Origin of the sequence: Mesorhizobium sp. CA5, from assembly GCF_020165105.1 — a bacterium.
GTDB lineage: Bacteria > Pseudomonadota > Alphaproteobacteria > Rhizobiales > Rhizobiaceae > Mesorhizobium.
Map to the genome: position 1 here is coordinate 40,603 of NZ_JAIUHJ010000019.1, position 17,239 is coordinate 57,841.

19 protein-coding genes are annotated in these 17,239 nt (G+C 63.4%); 14 read left to right on the forward strand and 5 right to left on the reverse strand.

Going from position 1 to position 17,239, the window contains the following annotated elements; translation table 11 throughout:
- The first annotated feature begins 45 nt into the window (after nucleotides 1-45).
- The 4 genes from LB529_RS22445 (at nucleotide 46) to LB529_RS22460 (ending at nucleotide 4,787) form a co-directional block, all read left to right on the forward strand.
- Nucleotides 46-1,716: a ParB N-terminal domain-containing protein gene (locus LB529_RS22445; protein WP_224638816.1), complete on the forward strand. Its 1,671-nt coding sequence runs from the start codon at nucleotides 46-48 to the stop codon at nucleotides 1,714-1,716.
- A gap of 508 nt (nucleotides 1,717-2,224) precedes the next feature.
- On the forward strand, nucleotides 2,225-2,812 hold the full coding sequence (locus LB529_RS22450) for a hypothetical protein (RefSeq protein WP_224608111.1): 588 nt from the start codon (nucleotides 2,225-2,227) through the stop codon (nucleotides 2,810-2,812).
- 590 nt (nucleotides 2,813-3,402) lie between these two features.
- Nucleotides 3,403-3,588, forward strand: coding sequence for a hypothetical protein (locus LB529_RS22455; protein WP_224712361.1), 186 nt, complete (start codon nucleotides 3,403-3,405; stop codon nucleotides 3,586-3,588).
- Nucleotides 3,589-3,857: 269 nt separating this feature from the next.
- Nucleotides 3,858-4,787: an ArdC family protein gene (locus LB529_RS22460; protein WP_224608194.1), complete on the forward strand. Its 930-nt coding sequence runs from the start codon at nucleotides 3,858-3,860 to the stop codon at nucleotides 4,785-4,787.
- A 168-nt stretch (nucleotides 4,788-4,955) separates the two neighbouring features.
- Here the strand turns inward: LB529_RS22460 and LB529_RS29235 are convergent, their stop codons facing one another.
- Nucleotides 4,956-5,171: a hypothetical protein gene (locus tag LB529_RS29235; RefSeq protein ID WP_411962572.1), complete on the reverse strand. Its 216-nt coding sequence runs from the start codon at nucleotides 5,169-5,171 to the stop codon at nucleotides 4,956-4,958.
- Nucleotides 5,172-5,321: 150 nt separating this feature from the next.
- Here LB529_RS29235 and LB529_RS22465 point away from each other — a divergent pair, with 150 nt between their 5' ends.
- Nucleotides 5,322-5,648, forward strand: a complete 327-nt coding sequence (locus tag LB529_RS22465) for a DUF736 domain-containing protein (RefSeq protein WP_224608085.1) — start codon at nucleotides 5,322-5,324, stop codon at nucleotides 5,646-5,648.
- A 74-nt stretch (nucleotides 5,649-5,722) separates the two neighbouring features.
- Here the strand turns inward: LB529_RS22465 and LB529_RS22470 are convergent, their stop codons facing one another.
- On the reverse strand, nucleotides 5,723-5,983 hold the full coding sequence (locus LB529_RS22470) for a helix-turn-helix transcriptional regulator (RefSeq protein WP_224638814.1): 261 nt from the start codon (nucleotides 5,981-5,983) through the stop codon (nucleotides 5,723-5,725).
- Between the two features lie 95 nt (nucleotides 5,984-6,078).
- On the opposite strand from LB529_RS22470, the gene LB529_RS22475 reads away from it, so the two are divergent.
- The 3 genes from LB529_RS22475 (at nucleotide 6,079) to LB529_RS22485 (ending at nucleotide 7,632) form a co-directional block, all read left to right on the forward strand.
- A complete protein-coding gene (locus LB529_RS22475; RefSeq protein ID WP_224638799.1) occupies nucleotides 6,079-6,747 on the forward strand; it encodes a hypothetical protein in 669 nt (222 codons plus the stop codon).
- A gap of 131 nt (nucleotides 6,748-6,878) precedes the next feature.
- Complete coding sequence (locus LB529_RS22480; protein WP_224544569.1) at nucleotides 6,879-7,073, forward strand: transcriptional regulator domain-containing protein; 195 nt, start codon at nucleotides 6,879-6,881, stop codon at nucleotides 7,071-7,073.
- 178 nt (nucleotides 7,074-7,251) lie between these two features.
- Nucleotides 7,252-7,632: a DUF2285 domain-containing protein gene (locus LB529_RS22485; RefSeq protein WP_224608097.1), complete on the forward strand. Its 381-nt coding sequence runs from the start codon at nucleotides 7,252-7,254 to the stop codon at nucleotides 7,630-7,632.
- 278 nt (nucleotides 7,633-7,910) lie between these two features.
- On the opposite strand, the gene LB529_RS22490 is transcribed toward LB529_RS22485, so the two are convergent.
- Complete coding sequence (locus LB529_RS22490) at nucleotides 7,911-8,360, reverse strand: cupin domain-containing protein (RefSeq protein WP_224608094.1); 450 nt, start codon at nucleotides 8,358-8,360, stop codon at nucleotides 7,911-7,913.
- Nucleotides 8,361-8,470: 110 nt separating this feature from the next.
- Between LB529_RS22490 and LB529_RS29145 the strand changes: the two genes are divergently transcribed.
- The 4 genes from LB529_RS29145 (at nucleotide 8,471) to LB529_RS22510 (ending at nucleotide 14,424) form a co-directional block, all read left to right on the forward strand.
- Complete coding sequence (locus tag LB529_RS29145) at nucleotides 8,471-9,637, forward strand: helix-turn-helix transcriptional regulator (protein ID WP_224712362.1); 1,167 nt, start codon at nucleotides 8,471-8,473, stop codon at nucleotides 9,635-9,637.
- Between the two features lie 633 nt (nucleotides 9,638-10,270).
- Nucleotides 10,271-10,597: a DUF736 domain-containing protein gene (locus LB529_RS22500; RefSeq protein WP_224608085.1), complete on the forward strand. Its 327-nt coding sequence runs from the start codon at nucleotides 10,271-10,273 to the stop codon at nucleotides 10,595-10,597.
- A gap of 317 nt (nucleotides 10,598-10,914) precedes the next feature.
- Nucleotides 10,915-11,043: a DNA -binding domain-containing protein gene (locus LB529_RS22505; RefSeq protein ID WP_224608191.1), complete on the forward strand. Its 129-nt coding sequence runs from the start codon at nucleotides 10,915-10,917 to the stop codon at nucleotides 11,041-11,043.
- Between the two features lie 210 nt (nucleotides 11,044-11,253).
- Nucleotides 11,254-14,424 (forward strand): CheR family methyltransferase, encoded by a 3,171-nt coding sequence (locus LB529_RS22510; protein ID WP_224608088.1) that lies wholly within the window; start codon nucleotides 11,254-11,256, stop codon nucleotides 14,422-14,424.
- A 7-nt stretch (nucleotides 14,425-14,431) separates the two neighbouring features.
- Here LB529_RS22510 and LB529_RS22515 read toward each other — a convergent pair whose 3' ends face one another.
- The gene (locus LB529_RS22515; RefSeq protein ID WP_224532377.1) at nucleotides 14,432-14,917 is read right to left on the reverse strand and encodes a response regulator; all 486 of its coding nucleotides are present in this window, start codon (nucleotides 14,915-14,917) and stop codon (nucleotides 14,432-14,434) included.
- 679 nt (nucleotides 14,918-15,596) lie between these two features.
- On the opposite strand from LB529_RS22515, the gene LB529_RS22520 reads away from it, so the two are divergent.
- Together LB529_RS22520 and LB529_RS22525 are read left to right on the forward strand one after the other, a co-directional pair.
- Nucleotides 15,597-15,923 (forward strand): DUF736 domain-containing protein, encoded by a 327-nt coding sequence (locus LB529_RS22520; RefSeq protein WP_224638795.1) that lies wholly within the window; start codon nucleotides 15,597-15,599, stop codon nucleotides 15,921-15,923.
- Nucleotides 15,924-16,025: 102 nt separating this feature from the next.
- Entirely contained in the window at nucleotides 16,026-16,340 is a 315-nt protein-coding gene (locus LB529_RS22525) for a DUF2285 domain-containing protein (RefSeq protein WP_224638793.1), read from the forward strand.
- A 250-nt stretch (nucleotides 16,341-16,590) separates the two neighbouring features.
- Here the strand turns inward: LB529_RS22525 and LB529_RS22530 are convergent, their stop codons facing one another.
- Entirely contained in the window at nucleotides 16,591-16,896 is a 306-nt protein-coding gene (locus LB529_RS22530) for a hypothetical protein (protein ID WP_224532376.1), read from the reverse strand.
- Between the last annotated feature and the right edge of the window lie 343 nt (nucleotides 16,897-17,239).

Consider the following 17,239-nt stretch of genomic DNA (forward strand, 5'->3'; position numbering starts at 1 on the left):
GGCCCGGCGACGGGGCCTGTCCATAACCCACCAAGGAGCATTCCAATGGAACTGAAATTTGTCGATCCGCGCTCGCTCAAGGACAATCCCGACAAGGCGCGGCGCTCCAAGTCCAGCCCTCAGGCCGACGCCTTGCTGCTGGCAACGATCAAGGCCATCGGCGTTGTCGAGCCGCTGATCGTCTTCGCTGAGGCCGATGGCGGAAATGGCTTCGTCATCGATCAGGGTCATCGCCGGGCGAAGCAGGCGATCGCTGCAGGTCTCGAAGAGATCGCCGTTCTGGTCGTGCCTCGAGCCGAGGACGGCGGCGCGATGCGCTCGCTGGCCACCTCGATCACGCACGAGCAGCTTAACCCGGTCGATCTGTGGCGTGCGATCGAGCGTCTCGTTGCGCTGAACTGGACCGAAGAGGCCATTGCGATCGCCCTCGCGCAGTCGGTGCGCCAGGTCAAGAAGCTGCGCCTGCTCGCCAATGTACTGCCGGCGATGCTCGACGCCATGGCCAAGGGCGATATGCCGAACGAGCAGCAGCTCCGCACTATCGCGGCCGCTTCGCTTGAGGAGCAGAAGGAGGTCTGGAAGGCCAAAAAGCCGAATAAGGGCGATCCGCAGGTGCCGTGGTGGAGCATCGCCAACGGTCTCACCAAGCGCCGGATGTACGCGCGCGACGCAAGCTTTGGCGACGAGCTGCGCGAGGCCTATGGCATCGCCTGGGTGGAGGATCTGTTCGCACCGGCCGACCAGGACAGCCGGTACACCACCGACATCGACGCCTTCCTCGGCGCCCAGCAGGAATGGATGACTCAGAACCTGCCCAAGAAAGGCATCATCACCGAACCGAACACGTATGGAGAGGTGAAGCTGCCGCCAAAGGCGGAACGCGTTTATGGCACGCCGAAGAAGTCGGATCACGCCGCGATGTATCTCGACCGCGAGGGAAAGGTGAAGACCGTTCACTTCCGTCTGCCCGAGGCCAAGAAGAAGGCCAACGCGACGGAAGCCGCCGAGGCGGTCGTCATGCCGAAATCGCGTCCCGATGTGACCCGTAAGGGCATCGAGATGATCGGCGACCTGCGCACCGATGCTCTCCATGAGGCGCTGTCACGGGCGCCGATCGAGGACGACACGTTGTTGGCGTTGCTCGTTCTCGCCTTCGCTGGCCAGAACGTGCGCGTTGATTCCGGTGCCGGCGGCGACCATGGGTTCGGTCGCCGCATGCCTCGGCACGCCGCCACCCTCTTCGATGCCGAGGGCAAGTTCGCTTTCGACGCCGAGACTTTGCGTATCGCGGCCCGGGGCGTCCTCATCGATGCGCTCTCCTGCCGCGAGGGCATGAGCAAGTCGGGCGTGGTGGCGCTCGTCGCAGCGGGCGCGATCGGGGCAGACAGCTTCCTCGCCAATATGGGCACCGAGGACTTCCTGTCCTGTCTGTCGCGTCCAGCGCTCGAGGGCTCCTGCGCCGGTACGCCGGTTCTGCCGCGGGCGCGCGTAAAGGACACGCGGGCCGCGCTCGTCGAGCACTTCAAGGAGGGGCACTTCGTCCACCCGGCTGCGCTGTTCGCTGCCGATGCGGCAAGCCTGACCGAGTGGCTGTCCAAGAGCACCGTCCCCGAGGCCGAGGACGACGTTGGGCCTGAGGTCGACGGTCTGAGTGGAGAGGACCAACATTCCGAGAAAGGCGAGCTCGGGGAAGGCTATCGCGAGGCCGCCGAATAGACCTCGCGTCCTTTTGATCGCTCTGCCGCCGCCAGGTTCGCTTGGCGGCTGCAGGTGCACGGCCGCGGCAGCGAGCGCTGGCGATACAATGGAACTCCGGCGTGGGCCCACGGCCATGATGGTGTGACCCTGTTGTGCGTGCCGAGACACCTTCGGTCGATGAATAGGCAGGTGGCCATGATCACCCGTCCTTCGGTTCCAATGTCGAAGTCGAGGCCCGTGCCGGTCCTCACTCGGGCTTCATGCGGTCCTGAACCTGCGGCCGTCCGCTTCAAGGCCGCGTTCCGCGCCGCGAGGCGGCCGGATCGGTCCGGTCTCGGCATGGCAGGCCCGCGCCCCGCGCGAGGGCTGAAGAAAGCCCTGCTTGGCCGCAAACCTTCCATGCTCGTCTCGGTCCGCCCGGGCCCTGAAGCGCCCGTCATTCCGCCGGTTCTTTTTGGTCCGCGCCCGAGGGAGGGCCGGCACGGAGCCGGTCCTGGCCTCGAGAACCAGAAGAAAGGATATGCCAATGACCAGGAAAGCCGCCAATCCCCGCGCAACCGCCCGCGTCGCTCCGCTGCGCAAGGGCACTACCTTCCAAATGGTCCGTCTCGTGTGTCCCGACGCCGCACAGTGCGCGCTCGTCTCGGAGAGCTTTGGCCTCCCGGTGCTCGACAGCGACGGCATTCGCGACTTGCACGAAAAGCTCGTCGTGGACACGGCCGCAGCGCTCGACGAGGGGCTTGGGGAACGCGCCATGCAGATACACCTGCAACGCGTCGCCGGTGCCTTTGTCGGGTCCGCCTACGGGGCCGGCCAGTTCTACAGCCGGTCGGTATCCGAAGCTCGGGACGCGACGGCCAAGTCGGCCTGCGACGATCGGAACGAAGACGTCGCAGGTCCGGTCGGCTTCGACAGCGCTGCCCAGCGCAAGCGTGAGTTCGCCGCCGATATGGCACTACAGGCCCATGCGCTGCGCATGGCCGCCGAGGGGGCTATCGCGGCCTACGAGCAGGTCGTAGGCGAGGTCTGGAAGCCCTTCGAGCGTCCAGTCGAAAACCCCGGCCAATCCGTCGACCGCAAGGCGGCCGAATTGCAGATGGCGGCCCTCGGATGAACGTCGAGGGCGGGGCTCCGGTCCCGCCCTCCTTCCATGTTGAGCACGTCCGGCTCATCCGTCCGTCGCATCGACTGCACGGGGCCCAGCCGATTTTCATATGCCGAACATGCCGCTTTCGATCGTGGCTAAGTGAACCTTTCGTTGCGAGCGCCGTCTCCTGGCGGACGAAGAGAGACAACCTGCTGCCATGCAGTGCGCCGGAGCAAATAGGGCCGCATCGTCTCCCAATTTCCCGCCCGTGGCGACCACGTCGACGGCAAGTTCTTGTTCCAGCGATTTCATGTGTGCGACTTTGCACCCAGGTTCGGATGTCGCTTCCGGTGCACGACGTTCCGGGGACGGCCGCCGACGCCAGCTCGTTCGCCAGCCTCGGCCCGATCGGCATTGCTGGGCTCCTTCACGGCCCAACTCCGGCTCTCTGGTGATGGCTTTCCTGGTGCGGCTGCGGATCTTCCCCGATCAACCCGCAAGGGGTCCGCTAGCATGCTGCGGCCGCTCGGCTGGCGCCTTCGGGTGATCGCGCCCGCCTCCGCACACTGACGGAGCCATCGAGCGGGAATTGGCCCGCTCCAAGATGGAGCCCTCAGATGTCCCACGATCTCATACTCGCCCAAAAGGCCGCATGGTCTCTCGCCCGCACTCTCATGGTCCCGGTTATCCTCTTCCAGGTCGACAACAAATTTGGTGTCATGCCCGCCGATGAACTCGACGACGCCGATGTCGAAATCCTCTTCGAATACGATCCATATGGCGATGGCCGGTCGGTTCATTGAACCGACATTCTCTCGACGGCATTCAGGCGGCGCCCAGCGCCGCTTTCCTATTTTCTGACGGCCGCTCGCGCCCCCGTCCTTCCCGAGGTCCTGGCGGAGCCAGGCAGTCAGCGCAACGGCTTCGCCGTCCTCCGCTGTCGCTGCGGCCCACCCCATCGTGCAAGCACGATGGGACCCGGTAGGGTGCGCGGCCCGCCTTCCTGCTCCGCCCAAGCGGACCCCGTGACGGGGCCGCGATCGGCGCGGCCTACAACCGGAGGTTCATGAAAATGACCAGGAAAGAAAATGCAGAGCGCATGGACGTCTATGCGCAGATCACGGACCGCATCGTAGCCGAGCTGGAGAAGGGTATCCGTCCTTGGATGCAGCCGTGGCAACCGAGCAATGCCTCCGGCCGCGTCACCCGGCCGCTCAGACACAATGGTCTGCCCTATAACGGCATTAATGTGCTGCTGCTTTGGTCGGAGGCTGTCGCACGCGGCTTTTCCAGCCCGATGTGGATGACATTCAAGCAGGCGCTCGACCTTGGCGGCGGGGTTCGCAAGGGCGAGACCGGCTCTACAGTGGTCTTCGCCAGCCGCTTCACCAGGACGGAGACGAACACCAGGGGCGAGGAAATCGACCGCGAGATCCCGTTCCTCAAGGCGTATTCTGTTTTCAACATTGCGCAAATCGATGGCCTGCCGGACCAGTTTTATCGACGGCAGGCGGAGCCGGTGCGCAATCCGATCGCCCGGATCGGGCATGCCGACCAGTTCTTCGCCAATACTGGGGCGCTAATCCAGCACGGCGGGGATCGCGCCTACTTCGCCCCGGTGACGGACCACATCCAGATGCCGCCTTTCCAGACGTTCCGGGACGCCGCGTCATACGTTGCCACACTCAGTCACGAGGTCATCCATTGGACTTCGGCGCCGCATCGCGTGAACCGCGACCTTAGCCGCTATGCCAAGGATCGCAGCGAGCGAGCGCGCGAGGAACTGATTGCCGAGCTCGGAAGCTGCTTCCTCTGCGCCGATCTTGGTATCGCGCCCGAACTCGAGCCCCGGCCGGACCATGCGAGCTACCTCGGCTCGTGGTTGAAAATCCTCGCCGACGACAAGCGCGCGATCTTCTCGGCCACAGCCCATGCGCAGCGCGCCGTCGGTTTCCTGCATGGACTTCAGCTGGAGACCGCAGAAGAACGCAATGCTGCCTAATGTTTCACGCATCAACTTTGGAAGGGGAGGTCATGTGCCTCCCCTCTGTTTCGCTCGGCCGTGCCGGCCGATGGCTAAGCCGGAGATGCTTCCCAGACAATCGCGAAACCGATTCCCGCTCTGGCTGATCGACAGATCCGGGCGGCCGATTTCCTTCTCGCGGCCATCCTAAAGTTCGAACCGAAGTTGCCGTTGTTCCGGCGGCAACACATCGACTAGCGACGAAAGCCTGACACCCAAGAGCCGGATTGCCTTCTGTACCGGAAAACACCGACCCCAGGAGATCGGCTGCGAAACATTTGAATCAGAGAACTCGATTGGCACCGAAACGGTGCGACTGCGCGTGGTCTGGTGGCAATCGGCAAATTTGACCCAAAGCGCGATCGTCCGGCCCCGGCCATTGCCGTGATGAAAGGCATCGCGGAGCGACCGCCGAAGGCGCGAGCCTCGTAGCTTGCGGCAGCCATCACGCCTGCCGCGTCAGCACCACAAGGCCGCATGGTGCGGGCTCGGAAACGAGAACGGAGACTGAAAATGGCTACCATCGGCAGCTTCAAGAAGACCAATGCGAACGAGTTCACCGGCGAGATCGTCACCCTCAGCGTCCAGGCCAAGGGCGTGCGCATCGTCCCCGACACCCGGGCCAGCGGCGAGAACGCTCCAAGCCACCGTGTCGTGGTCGGCAAGGCCGAGATCGGCGCCGCCTGGTCCAAGCGCTCCAACGAGGGCCGCGATTATCTCGGGCTCAAGCTCGACGACCCGAGCTTCACCGCTCCCATCTACGCCAACCTCTTCGCCGACGAGGAAGGCGAGGGCCACAGCCTCATCTGGTCCCGCCCCAACCGCCGCAACGGCGAGTAACAGGTAGCCAGCCCGTTCGGCTTCGGCCGGACGGCTTCGGCGCCTGATACCGGGTTTCAGCGGTGAAGCCGCGATCAACTGCTCTTTCGCAACAGAATTCCATTGTCGGGCAGTACTTCAATTCCAGCCTTCTCGAGCGCATCCACAATCGCTAATATATTGTTTGCGATCGGAATCCGCGCCCGGCGTTCGAAATCAGCGATTGTCTGCCGTGCGACGTTTGCCGCACGGGCCAAATCATCTTGGCTCCATCCCAACATTGCACGCGCGCCGCGACACTGTTCGGGGCTGAAATTCGCAGCCCTGTTGCCAACATTATGATTGACGTCAATCAATTTGTATATTATCCCTGACCGAACTAGCGGTCGAAGAGGGTGCGCGAACACCCTTTTCGACCTGACCAAAGCCAAGCTGTGTGGGAGCTCGGATCATGGCTGATTCCGACAATACCACGACTTTGCCTTCCGTCACGCTTGGACGGGAGACGCGGTCTCCGTTGACCAACGACCGTACCGTCCCTTCAGCCGAAGCCCCGTTGTCACCCGATCCCGCACTTCTCCTGTCCCTTGCCTGGATCGACGCCCATGTTGCGATGCTGGCTTCCTGCGTCCGGCAGCAGCAGGAGGAGGAGAGAGTCCTGGAGCGCGGCGCGCTCTTGCCCACCGGCGCAGTTATTGGGCGCGGGGATGGGGCTAGCGCCGACTGCGACGGTCTCGATCCCCGGGAACAGCATGATGCCGAGAAGGCCGACGCCTTGCTGGCTGAGCTTGCTTCGACGCCTGCTCAATCGTTGACAGGCGTGATCGCCAAGCTCGCGGTCATCCTTCGAGAGGCGACTGACAACACCGACATCTTCGAATTTCCGCTGCCGCAGATCCGCTCGGCCTTGGCCGATTTGCGGCGGCTCACGCATGAAGCGACAAGCGACCAGCCGGCCGGCTGGCCCGCCGGCGACCAATCGATCGGCTCGCTGTTCGAGCTGTCCGCATCATCCTTCGCGGCCTGGCGCGCATTCGGTGCGTGGAGCCAAGGCGATGACGAGGCCTATCGCAGCTGGACGAACACATTCAAAATACTGCAGGGCGGCGCAAGCCAATAGGCCTCGCTAGGCCCCCGGGCCTGATCGCTCGTCGCCGGGTTCCCTCCTCGTCCATTCGTCAATGACGGAATCCAAGGATTTCGCTTAACGCCGCGTCCCCCTATCAAATTCTCGAGAAGGGAAGGATGCGGATGAAGCCGGATACATCGCAGTGGCGTGACCCACAGGCATATGCATTCGTCAAAGGCGCAACCGCCGATGAGATTGCCTGGGAATTCCTGCGACGCAATCCGCAATATCAGCAGGACTTCGCGACCTCACGCTCGGCTCAGGCGATGCGCGCATTACGCAAACGCTGGGGTTTGCAGTTTCGCCGCCCGGCCTGACCAGTCCGCGGTGGAGCAACCCGTCTATTGGGCGCCTCAGATCAACCCTGGGGTCGTCAACCTTGTCGCGCTTCCGCGGGGCCTGCGCACGGGTCAAGGCAGCGCCTCCGACGTCCAGCTGGCCGCGGCGGGCCGGCATGACGAGGTCGGCCTTCACGTGCGTTCGTCGCCGGGGGGTATGCAACTGGCACTTCTTGGCGACACGAAGCCAGACGAACCGCTCGCCGCCATCATACCGCTGGACGAAATGGCGCACGACCGGCTGCAAGCCATCGAGCGGTTCATCCGCTCGATCCACAGGCAGCACCTTCCCGACGCCCGCTTGACCGCGGGCCGGCGCCGGCGCCTTGTCCACATGCTGCGATGCCTCGATGGGCGGGAAGAGCAGGCATCCCATTTTGAAGTTGCGACCGCTTTGTTCGGCCGACGGCTGGTCAGCGCCGCCGACTGGCACGACTCGGCTTTTCGGTACCAGACGTATCGCTTAGTTCGCGACGGCCTGAAGATGGTCGAGCGCGGCTATCGCCAACTGCTACGTGCGCGACGGCGTCATTCCTGAAGGGGGCCTGACGCCAGGTTCACTTAATGCGGTGTGTGCAAGTCCAGGGTTACCATCCTGAACTGAATAGCGTTTTTGCGCTGCCTTGCGGCCGTTGAGGTCAGCTCTGCTGCTCAGCTAAGCGGAGAGCGCCAGGGCAGGGCTCGTTCGTTGCAAGTCTGACCCGAAGCAGCGTGAGCCAACGATCGAACTCAGGCATCACCGTCTTCGGGCAATAATCTCGACCGGTGCTGCCTCGCGATCCGATGAAGCCAAATGCGGTGACACGCCCAGTGCGGTTATGGCCCAGCGATCGTGAGGGGTGGCCCGGTAATCTCCATATCGAACTGGGCCGCGACGGCCTTGATTGCCACAAGGTCGCGCGGAATTTCCAGTCCCTGCGCGGCAACCGCCGGGAAAAAGCTCTCGAGACCACCCGGGGACAGGATGGCGATCCATCGCGCACGCTCAACGACGACGAATGTGTGCTCGACGCCAGCGGGAATGTAGAACACTGCCCCGGTGGTACGCTCGGAAATTTCCCCGGCGCGCCAGAAGCGCAGCCGCCCTTGGAGAATGACGAATATTTCGTCGGCCTCGAGATGGCGATGGCGTGGCGGTCCGTCGCCCGGACCAGCATCGGATGCAAATGCCCCGAGCTTGCCGCCGGTCTCGCGCGCCGTCAGAAGCGTTTCGTAGTGCGTACCGTTCCAATCGGTCTGAGTGCCAGGTGCTGCCCGCATTTGCATCTTCGCCACATGGGGTTGGAGTGAAGCTTGATGGCGTCACGATAGCTACACGCTGGCCTCAGGCGGTCGCCTCGTATGAACATACGAGATGCGCCGGGGAATGGTTGTCAGTGAAGCCGGCTTCCGGCAAACTGCAGATCCCTTCAGGTGAGGGAGCGGTGAATCCGGCACGCATGCACGACTTCGACGGCATGGTCGGGCAGATCTACGATGCGGCGGTCGAACCCGGCCGCTGGCCGCAGGTTCTCGAGACGCTGTCGGATTTCCTCGAAGGCGCTGCCACCAAGCTGACGTTCCAGAACGCAAGGACGTTGCGCAGCGAAGCGAGTTCGGTGCGCATGCCGCCCGAGGCGGACCTCACCTACGCACAGTATTACCACAAGACCAATGTGTTCCTGCCGCGTATCGCCAAGCTGCGCGCCGGCGCGTTGATTCCGGTGTGGGACCTCGTGCCGCGCGAAGTCTACCAGCGCTCCGAGTTCTATAACGACTTCTGCCGACCCGGCGACATGTGCCACCCGATCGGGGTCGTGCTGGCCAACGAACCGGACATGCGCGTCGTGTTCACCTGCGGACGCGCCAGGACAGCCGGCGAGTTCGAGCCCGAGCATCTCGAGCGGCTGCGCCGCGTCGGGCCGCATCTGGTTCGCGCGGCGAGCGTGGGATTGCGCCTCTCGCGTTCGGAGATCGCCAGGAGTGCCAATGTCGAGGCGCTCGACCGCATCGCCCAAGGCGTGCTGATCGTGGCGGCAAGCGGCGAGATCCTGTTCGCCAACCGAACGGCCGAAGCGCTGCTCAGTGAAGCCGATGGAATCAAGACAGAGAAATCGGCGCTGCGCGCAACCAGGCGCTCGGATGCCGCGCAATTTCAACGGTTGATCGTCGCGGCTGCGGAGCGGTCGGACACCGCGGGCGGCGTGATGGCGCTGGCGCGGCCGGCGCCGCGGCGACCGCTGAGCGTGTTGGTGGCGCCGCTGAAGATCGAGTCGACTTGGTTCGTGACCGGCCGCCCCGCCGCAATCGTGTTCGTGGCCGATCCGGACAGCGCGCCGCGGACCATGCAGGCCCAGGTGCGCAATCTCTATCGGCTGACCCCGGCCGAGGCCGCCGTGGCCATTGCAGTCGCCCGCGGCGAAGGACTTCAGGCGGCCGCAGACGAGCTCGGCATCAGCCTGACCACGGTGCGCACCCACCTGCAGCACGTGTTCGAAAAGACGGAGACGCGGCGGCAGGCGGAGCTGGTGCGCCTCATTGCGGCGAGTGGCGTTTACGAGTGACAATCTGGAGCGCAGCAAGGCTCGCCCAAGCTGGTTGTAAGTGCTTTCGAGATAGCAAGCCCGCTCATCCATGACTGATCCTCACTGTCCCTCTGCAGACTGCCGGTCCGCTGTCGGCCCAAGTGAGACGTCCGCAGCATACGGCCGCTCCAGCGCAAAGGCCGCCATTGGAGCGCGTGTCTGGACCAGCTTCGAGAGCAGTCAGCATTATCCGGTCGTGCACGCGAAGGCGAATCCCGATCCCGTCCGCGATCGCCAGATGGATCCAGGCTCTGATGCAGCACATGTCAGGCCGCGGCAACATCAGCACCGGCGAGACGGTCCACATCATCTCTTTTCGTCGCAGATGACGCTATCGTCTCCGTGATGCATTTTTCAGTGCGCACCGACGACCTCTCGAACGGGCTGATCTGGCCGAAGGACGGCTGAAGCCTCGACCGCCTATGCCGCAATGGCGCGACGCGGGTTTCTTCCCCTGGGCGAAGCCCATTCCTCGCGAAACCAAGAAACGCGCGCCTGCGCCGTCCTGCGCTGTGCTGCGGTCGCAAGCGATGCGGCAGCGGTCGCCTCCGGGCTCACGATCGCCATCGAGGCCGCATGGTGCGGGCTCGGAAACGAGAACGGAGACTGAAAATGGCTACCATCGGCAGCTTCAAGAAGACCAATGCGAACGAGTTCACCGGCGAGATCGTCACCCTCAGCGTCCAGGCCAAGGGCGTGCGCATCGTCCCCGACACCCGGGCCAGCGGCGAGAACGCTCCAAGCCACCGTGTCGTGGTCGGCAAGGCCGAGATCGGCGCCGCCTGGTCCAAGCGCTCCAACGAGGGCCGCGATTATCTCGGGCTCAAGCTCGACGACCCGAGCTTCACCGCTCCCATCTACGCCAACCTCTTCGCCGACGAGGAAGGCGAGGGCCATAGCCTCATCTGGTCCCGCCCCAACCGCCGCAACGGCGAGTGAATCGGTAGACGCCTCGCCCGGTACCGGGTGAGGCGTCTCCTGCCGGTGATTGCGCAAGCTCGCCTAGGATCGCTTGATTGTAGCGAGAGAACGCGGGAGGACAGCGCCTTCGACATACCGCTGGACCTAAGCCGGCGTCACTAGGTCGGCCTTCATATGCGGTCGGGCGGCATGCAACTGGCGCTTTTTGGCGAAGCCAAGCCAAGCGAACCGCTTACCGCCATCATTCCGTTCGACGGTGGCACACGACCGGCTGCAGGTCATCGAGCGGTTCATCGGCTCGATCCACAGGCAACACGTTCCCGACGCGCGGTTGACTGCGGCGCACCGCCGACTGGCACGACTCGGCTTTTCGATATCAGACGCATCGTCTCGTGCGCGACGGCCTGAAGATGGTCGAGCGCGGCCATCGCCAATTGCTTCGCGCGCGACGGCGCCGCTCCTGAGGCTTCCCCCCGCCGCCTTGTCCACTTATTGCCAGGAGTTTGGCCAGGCCGCCCGCGGGGCGACTGTTTCCCGGTCCGGGAGACAGCCTTCGCCGCGGAAACCCCGTCCGTGCACGAGGTGCTGGCCGACAGCCGCTGTCGGGCCGGGGGGTCGCAGCCGAAGGGAAACATCTATAGGCTAGAAACGACGCCAACAAGGACGGCAAGAACATGGCAGGGGCACTCCTCAAGGACGGCGACAGGCCTGCCGACGATAACGCTGAAGGGAAAGCGACGAACAACACGCCCCCCATCGTGGGGATCGGATCATCGGCCGGAGGCGTGGCCGCTCTGCAGAACCTTGTCAGCAACATACCGGCGGACAGCGGCATCGCCTGGGTGCTTATCCAGCACATGGCGCCGGATCGGCCGAGCGAACTCGCGAGCATTCTTGCGCGCAAGGCAGACTTACCAGTGGAGGAGGTTACGCACGACACGCGCATCGAAGCTGACAGGATCTATCTGATCGCGCCGGGGCAAGTGATGACGATCCGAGAGGGCGTGCTGCGGCCAGCGCAGGACGGCGACCCGCTCGCGCGGCGCACCAGCATCGACGCCTTCCTTGTCTCGCTCGCTGAGGACCAGGGGGAGCATAGCGGCTGCGCGCTTCTGTCAGGGGCGGGCACAGACGGGACTCTCGGCCTCAAGGCGGTGAAGGAGGCGGGCGGGCTGACGCTGACCCAGACACTTCAGACGGCCGAATACGACAGCATGCTGCTGAGCGCCACGCGCACTGGCCTCGTCGATCGCGAGGCCGACGTCGCCGACATGCCCGGGCTCTTCGCCGACTTCCTCGTACGGCGCAAGCCCATCACGCGCGATGTCGAGGTCGAAGATGGCGAAAGGCGCGAGATCTGTGATGTGCTTCGCCGCGCCACCGGTCATGATTTCACCGACTACAAGTCGAGCACGATCGACCGGCGCATCCGCCGGCGAATGCAGATGCAGGGCATCGACACGCTGTCCGCTTACGTCGACCTGATGCGCAACGACCGCCGGGAGCCCGAGCGCCTGTTCCGCGATCTGCTGATCGGGGTCACCCAGTTTTTCCGCGATACCGACTTGTTCGCGGCGCTGGCCGCGAAGGTACTCGGCCCGATCATGGAGAAAAAGACCGAGGACGACGAGGTGCGCGTCTGGGTTGCGGGTTGCGCCACAGGCGAGGAGGCCTACAGCTTGGCGATCCTGTTTCAGGAGGCCCGGGCGCGGATGGAGAGCCCGCCGGAGGTGAAAATCTTCGGCAGCGATATCGACGAGGCCGCCCTGCATTTCGCCCGTATCGGCCGCTATCCGCACAGCATCGCCGCCGATGTCAACGAGGAGCGGCTGGAGCGGTTCTTCGAGAAGGAGGATGGCCACTACACCATCCGTCCGCTATTGCGCGAGATGTGCCTGTTCGCCCAGCACAACCTGCTGCGCGATCCACCGTTCTCGCGCATCGACCTGCTCTCATGCCGGAATGTGCTGATCTACATGAACCCGGGATTGCAGGAGCGGCTGATGCCGGTGTTCCATTACGCGCTCCGGCCCGGTGGCTTCCTGTTCCTCGGCCCTGCCGAGAACGCGGGGCATGACAAGCTCTTCGGTGAATTCGACCGGAAGCACCGTATCTTCCGCCGGATGGGCGAGACCGCGCGGCTGCCCGAATTTCCTATCGCCGGCGGTGACGGCAAGAATCGTCAGGAGATGCAACGGCAGGATGCGGCCACGAAACCTGCCGTAACCGATCCGGCATTCCGCACTGCGCAAAAACTGCTTGAGCGCTATACGCCAGCCTATGTTATCGTCGATGGCGATTTCGAGATCCTCGATGCTTCGACGGGCACCGGCGGTTTCCTCGAGCTGCCGCGCGGCCGGCCGAAGGCGAACCTGGCCGCGATGGCGCGCACCGAACTGGCCGTGGACATCAAGGCGGCCGTCGCGAAGGTGCTGACCTCGGGCGAGCGGTTCGTGCGCGACGATCTAATCGTGGGCCATGACGACGAGCGCCGTTACCTCACGCTGATCGTGGAGCCGCTGACCGGGGCCGACGCGAGCGAACGCCGTTGTCTCGTCGTCTTTCAGGCGGGAGCCGCCGCGATGGCGCAGACCACCGAGCGGGCAAGGCAGCGAGGAGGCGACGAGGAACTCGTGCGTGCACTGGAGCTGGAGCTTCAGACGACGAAGGAACGGCTGCAGAGCACGCTGGAGGAGTTGGAAACCTCGAACGAGGAACTTCGCGCCTCTAACGAAGAACTCTCGTCGGTAAACGAAGAACTGCAGTCCTCGAACGAGGAACTGGAAACCTCAAAGGAGGAACTGCAATCGATCAATGAGGAGCTTCGCACGGTCAACAATGAACTTTCGACGCGGGTCGAGGAGCAGAGCCGCGCCAACAGCGACCTGAAAAACCTTTTCTCCAACACCCGTATAGCGATGCTCTTTCTCGATGCGGAGTTTCGCATCCGCAACTTCACCCCGCCCGCCAAGCCGCTCTTCCGGCTGCGCGACCACGACATGGGGCGGCCGCTGGACGAACTCGCCGGCCGCGTCGAGCTCGGATCCCTGAAGGAGCAGGTGGCGGAAGTCATCCGCAGTGGGGAGCAGATTGAGAAGGAGGTCGAGGCGCAAAACGGCGAGCCCCAGACGCTCATCATGCGCATGCTGCCCTATCGCGACGAGAACGACGTGATTCAGGGTGCTGTTCTCACATTCATCGACATCACCGCGCGCAAGCGGTCTGAAGAGCGGCTCTCGGACATGGTGTCCGAGCTGAACCATCGGGTGAAGAACAATCTGGCCAGTGTGCAGTCCATGATCCGTCAGGCGGCCCAACACACAGAGACGAAGGATGAGATATACAAGGTGCTCACAGGCCAGCTACACGCGATGGCCGCGTCGCACGACATCCTCTCGCGCGGCGACTGGAAGGGCGCCAGGCTGCATGACCTTGTCGGCGCCGTCCTGTCCCCCTTCGTGGGCGAGGGGCTCGACGGGCTGAGCCTCCAAGGACCCGAGGTCCACCTGAAGCCTCAGGTCGTGGTCGGGCTCGGGGTGATCCTGCATGAGCTCGCCACGAACGCGTCGAAGTACGGCGCGTGGTCCACCGGGGCGGGACGCGTTTCGCTGAACTGGACTCGGGTCACGACCGACGGCGACGAGCTGAGGATCGAATGGGCGGAAAGTGGCGGGCCGCCCGTTGCGCCGCCGAAGAGCAATGGTTTCGGCCTCAACTTCGTCTCGCGGTCTACCCAGCACGAACTTCGTGGCACCTGCCAGCATGAGTTTCCCTCCGCTGGCTACCGCTGCGTTATAGTCGCGCCTGCGAAGGCCATGTTGATGGATCGCGATAAAAATCGCTGAGGCCCTCTCATCGCCGCGCGAGACCGAGCGCGTCGAGCGCAGCAAAGAGAGCGGCCTCCGTCAGCGGTTTGTGCAGAACCTGGCACTCTTTGAAGCGCTCGGGCACTTCCACCCTGGAATAACCGGTCGCGAGGATGAAAGGAACGCCATGCTCGTGAAGCAGATCGGCGACCGGCCAGACGCGCTCATCGCCGAGGTTCACGTCGAGGACCGCGCCGTCAAGGTTGTTCTGCCGCACTGCCAACAGCCCTGCCTCGACGTTGGAGACCGGCCCGACAGGCACGCAGCCGCACTCGCCGACCATGTACTCGAGATCCATTGCGATGAAGAGGTCGTCCTCGATCACGAGGATTCGTGGTTTTCGATTTTCAAGTGAACGCACGTCCCATTGCCCCCAAAGAAAACTAACCACTTCGCCCCAAGAAAGTTCCGACATCGTTTGGCCGGCCGTCGCTTCCAGGAACTGCAGTCGAAGGCCAACTTGGGTCTGCACATGGCTTTCGAAGTAAATGATTGAGCATGTTCGGTGGCTTCACCTGGAGAACGTTGGAGCCGTCCGTCTCCTCCGCCGGAGAAGCCGCAAGCCATGAGCCAGGCAATAAGCCGGTCCGCTTTCTCAAGGCCACCAGCAAGGCGAGACCGTCTGGCGTCGGCCCCATATGACATGTCCGCTATACAGGGGCGCTCAATAGCAAAAGCCGGTATTTGGAGCGCGTGTCTGGACCAGCTTCGATAGCATCCAGCAACGGCATTACCGGTCATCACGCGAAGCCGAGGCCGATCCCATCCGCGAGCGCCAGATGGATCCAGGCTCTGATGCTGCACATGTCGGGCCCCGGTAACATCTGCACGGCGAAACGGTCCCACATCATCCTTTCGGCGCAGATGATCCAATCGTCCCCGTCTCTCCATTTCACGGCGGGCACCAACGACCTCTCGAACGGACTGATCTGGCCGAAGGACGGCTGAAGTCTCGACAGCCTATGCCGCAATGGCGCGTCGCGCGTTTCTTCCTCTGGGCGAAGCCATTCCTCGCGCAACCAAGAAACGCGCGCCTGCGCCGTCCTGCGCTTTGCTGCGGTCGCAAGCGATGCGGCAGCGGTCGCCTCCGGCCTCATGATCGCCATCGAGGCCGCATGGTGCGGGCTCGGAAACGAGAACGGAGACTGAAAATGGCTACCATCGGCAGCTTCAAGAAGACCAATGCGAACGAGTTCACCGGCGAGATCGTCACCCTCAGCGTCCAGGCCAAGAGCGTGCGCATCGTCCCCGACACCCGGGCCAGCGGCGAGAACGCTCCAAGCCACCGTGTCGTGGTCGGCAAGGCCGAGATCGGCGCCGCCTGGTCCAAGCGCTCCAACGAGGGCCGCGATTATCTCGGGCTCAAGCTCGACGACCCGAGCTTCACCGCTCCCATCTACGCCAACCTCTTCGCCGACGAGGAAGGCGAGGGCCACAGCCTCATCTGGTCCCGCCCCAACCGCCGCAACGGCGAGTAACAGGTAGCCAGCCCGTTCGGCTTCGGCCGGACGGCTTCGGCGCCTGATACCGGGTTTCAGCGGTGAAGCCGCGATCAACTGCTCTTTCGCAACAGAATTCCATTGTCGGGCAGTACTTCAATTCCAGCCTTCTCGAGCGCATTCACAATTGCTCACAGGCAGCACCTTCCCGACGCCCGCTTGACCGCGGCGCAGCGCCGGCGCCTTGGCCACATGCTGCGATGCCTCGATGGCCGGGAAGAGCATGCATCCCATTTTGAAGTCGCGATCGCCTTGTTCGGTCGGCGACTGCTCAGCACCGCCGACTGGCACGACTCGGCTTTTCGGTATCAGACGCTTCGCTTAGTGCGCGACGGCTTGAAGATGGTCGAGCGCGGCTATCGCCAATTGCTTCGTGCGCGACGGCCTCATTCGTGAGACCGCTCCGGCGCCGCCTGGTCCACGCGTTGCCTGCAGGCCCAGGCATACGATTCTGAAGTGAACGGGAGCTTTGCGCCTTCATCTCGGCCATTGAGATAAACTTAGCTTCTGCCCAAACGCGGACATCCCGGGTGACATGCTGGAGGTTCGTCATGCGCCTGAAGCACCCGATGCGAAGTGGATCCCCATCCGCATTGCTAGGGTTCGGCGTCCTGTCAGTCCCCACGCCTGGTTCGCCGCCGACCAACTATTGAGCGCCGGGCGTCCATTCGGGCAGCGGCGCCAGGCTGCGGTTGAACTGCTTCCACCACATGGTCTCATCGATCTCACAGCAGGCGCGAAGCATGGCGTGCGCCTTCTCGAAAGCCTGGGTGGCGAGTTCATCGAATGTCATCCGCGCATCATATGGCACCGATACCACCAGTTCCTGGCCGGTCTGTGTGCCGCCTTCATCAACCTGAAGATAAAGCCAGACGACGAAATGCGCGCCCTGGCCGCTTGCGTCCGCATTGCCGATCTTGATGCGGTCGATTCCTGCTGCGGTGACTTTCATGCAAGGGCCCCTTCATTCGAATTCATGATGAAGCCGAGAAGTCCGCTGCGATCATGAAGGTTCCGAAGCCGTTGTCATTATGGTGAAGAGCCGGTTAGGCCCCCTTGAGCTTTCTTATGAACTTCACATAGGTTGGTGAAAATCAGGAATTGCTGAAAAATCAGGCCGACTGATCGCACCTAGTGCCGAACCTCGGTGGACACCGTTGGTCGGTTTACCTTTGAGGAGAGTGATCGCGGCCACCGGATGCAAAAAGAATACGGGCGACACTCGCCCGTATTCTCATAATTAGCGATGTTAGCCCCAAATGCATCTGCTGGACTTTTCGCACGCTGCCTTTTCA

Excerpts from the sequence above, each read along its gene's own strand:
- LB529_RS22445 (WP_224638816.1), top strand. The coding sequence starts at position 46 with ATGGAACTGAAATTTGTCGATCCGCGCTCGCTCAAGGACAATCCCGAC.
- LB529_RS22450 (WP_224608111.1), top strand. The coding sequence starts at position 2,225 with ATGACCAGGAAAGCCGCCAATCCCCGCGCAACCGCCCGCGTCGCTCCG.
- LB529_RS22455 (WP_224712361.1), top strand. The coding sequence starts at position 3,403 with ATGTCCCACGATCTCATACTCGCCCAAAAGGCCGCATGGTCTCTCGCC.
- LB529_RS22460 (WP_224608194.1), top strand. The coding sequence starts at position 3,858 with ATGACCAGGAAAGAAAATGCAGAGCGCATGGACGTCTATGCGCAGATC.
- LB529_RS22465 (WP_224608085.1), top strand. The coding sequence starts at position 5,322 with ATGGCTACCATCGGCAGCTTCAAGAAGACCAATGCGAACGAGTTCACC.
- LB529_RS22475 (WP_224638799.1), top strand. The coding sequence starts at position 6,079 with ATGGCTGATTCCGACAATACCACGACTTTGCCTTCCGTCACGCTTGGA.
- LB529_RS22480 (WP_224544569.1), top strand. The coding sequence starts at position 6,879 with ATGAAGCCGGATACATCGCAGTGGCGTGACCCACAGGCATATGCATTC.
- LB529_RS22485 (WP_224608097.1), top strand. The coding sequence starts at position 7,252 with ATGCAACTGGCACTTCTTGGCGACACGAAGCCAGACGAACCGCTCGCC.
- LB529_RS22490 (WP_224608094.1), bottom strand. The coding sequence starts at position 8,360 with ATGCAAATGCGGGCAGCACCTGGCACTCAGACCGATTGGAACGGTACG.
- LB529_RS22500 (WP_224608085.1), top strand. The coding sequence starts at position 10,271 with ATGGCTACCATCGGCAGCTTCAAGAAGACCAATGCGAACGAGTTCACC.
- LB529_RS22510 (WP_224608088.1), top strand. The coding sequence starts at position 11,254 with ATGGCAGGGGCACTCCTCAAGGACGGCGACAGGCCTGCCGACGATAAC.
- LB529_RS22520 (WP_224638795.1), top strand. The coding sequence starts at position 15,597 with ATGGCTACCATCGGCAGCTTCAAGAAGACCAATGCGAACGAGTTCACC.
- LB529_RS22530 (WP_224532376.1), bottom strand. The coding sequence starts at position 16,896 with ATGAAAGTCACCGCAGCAGGAATCGACCGCATCAAGATCGGCAATGCG.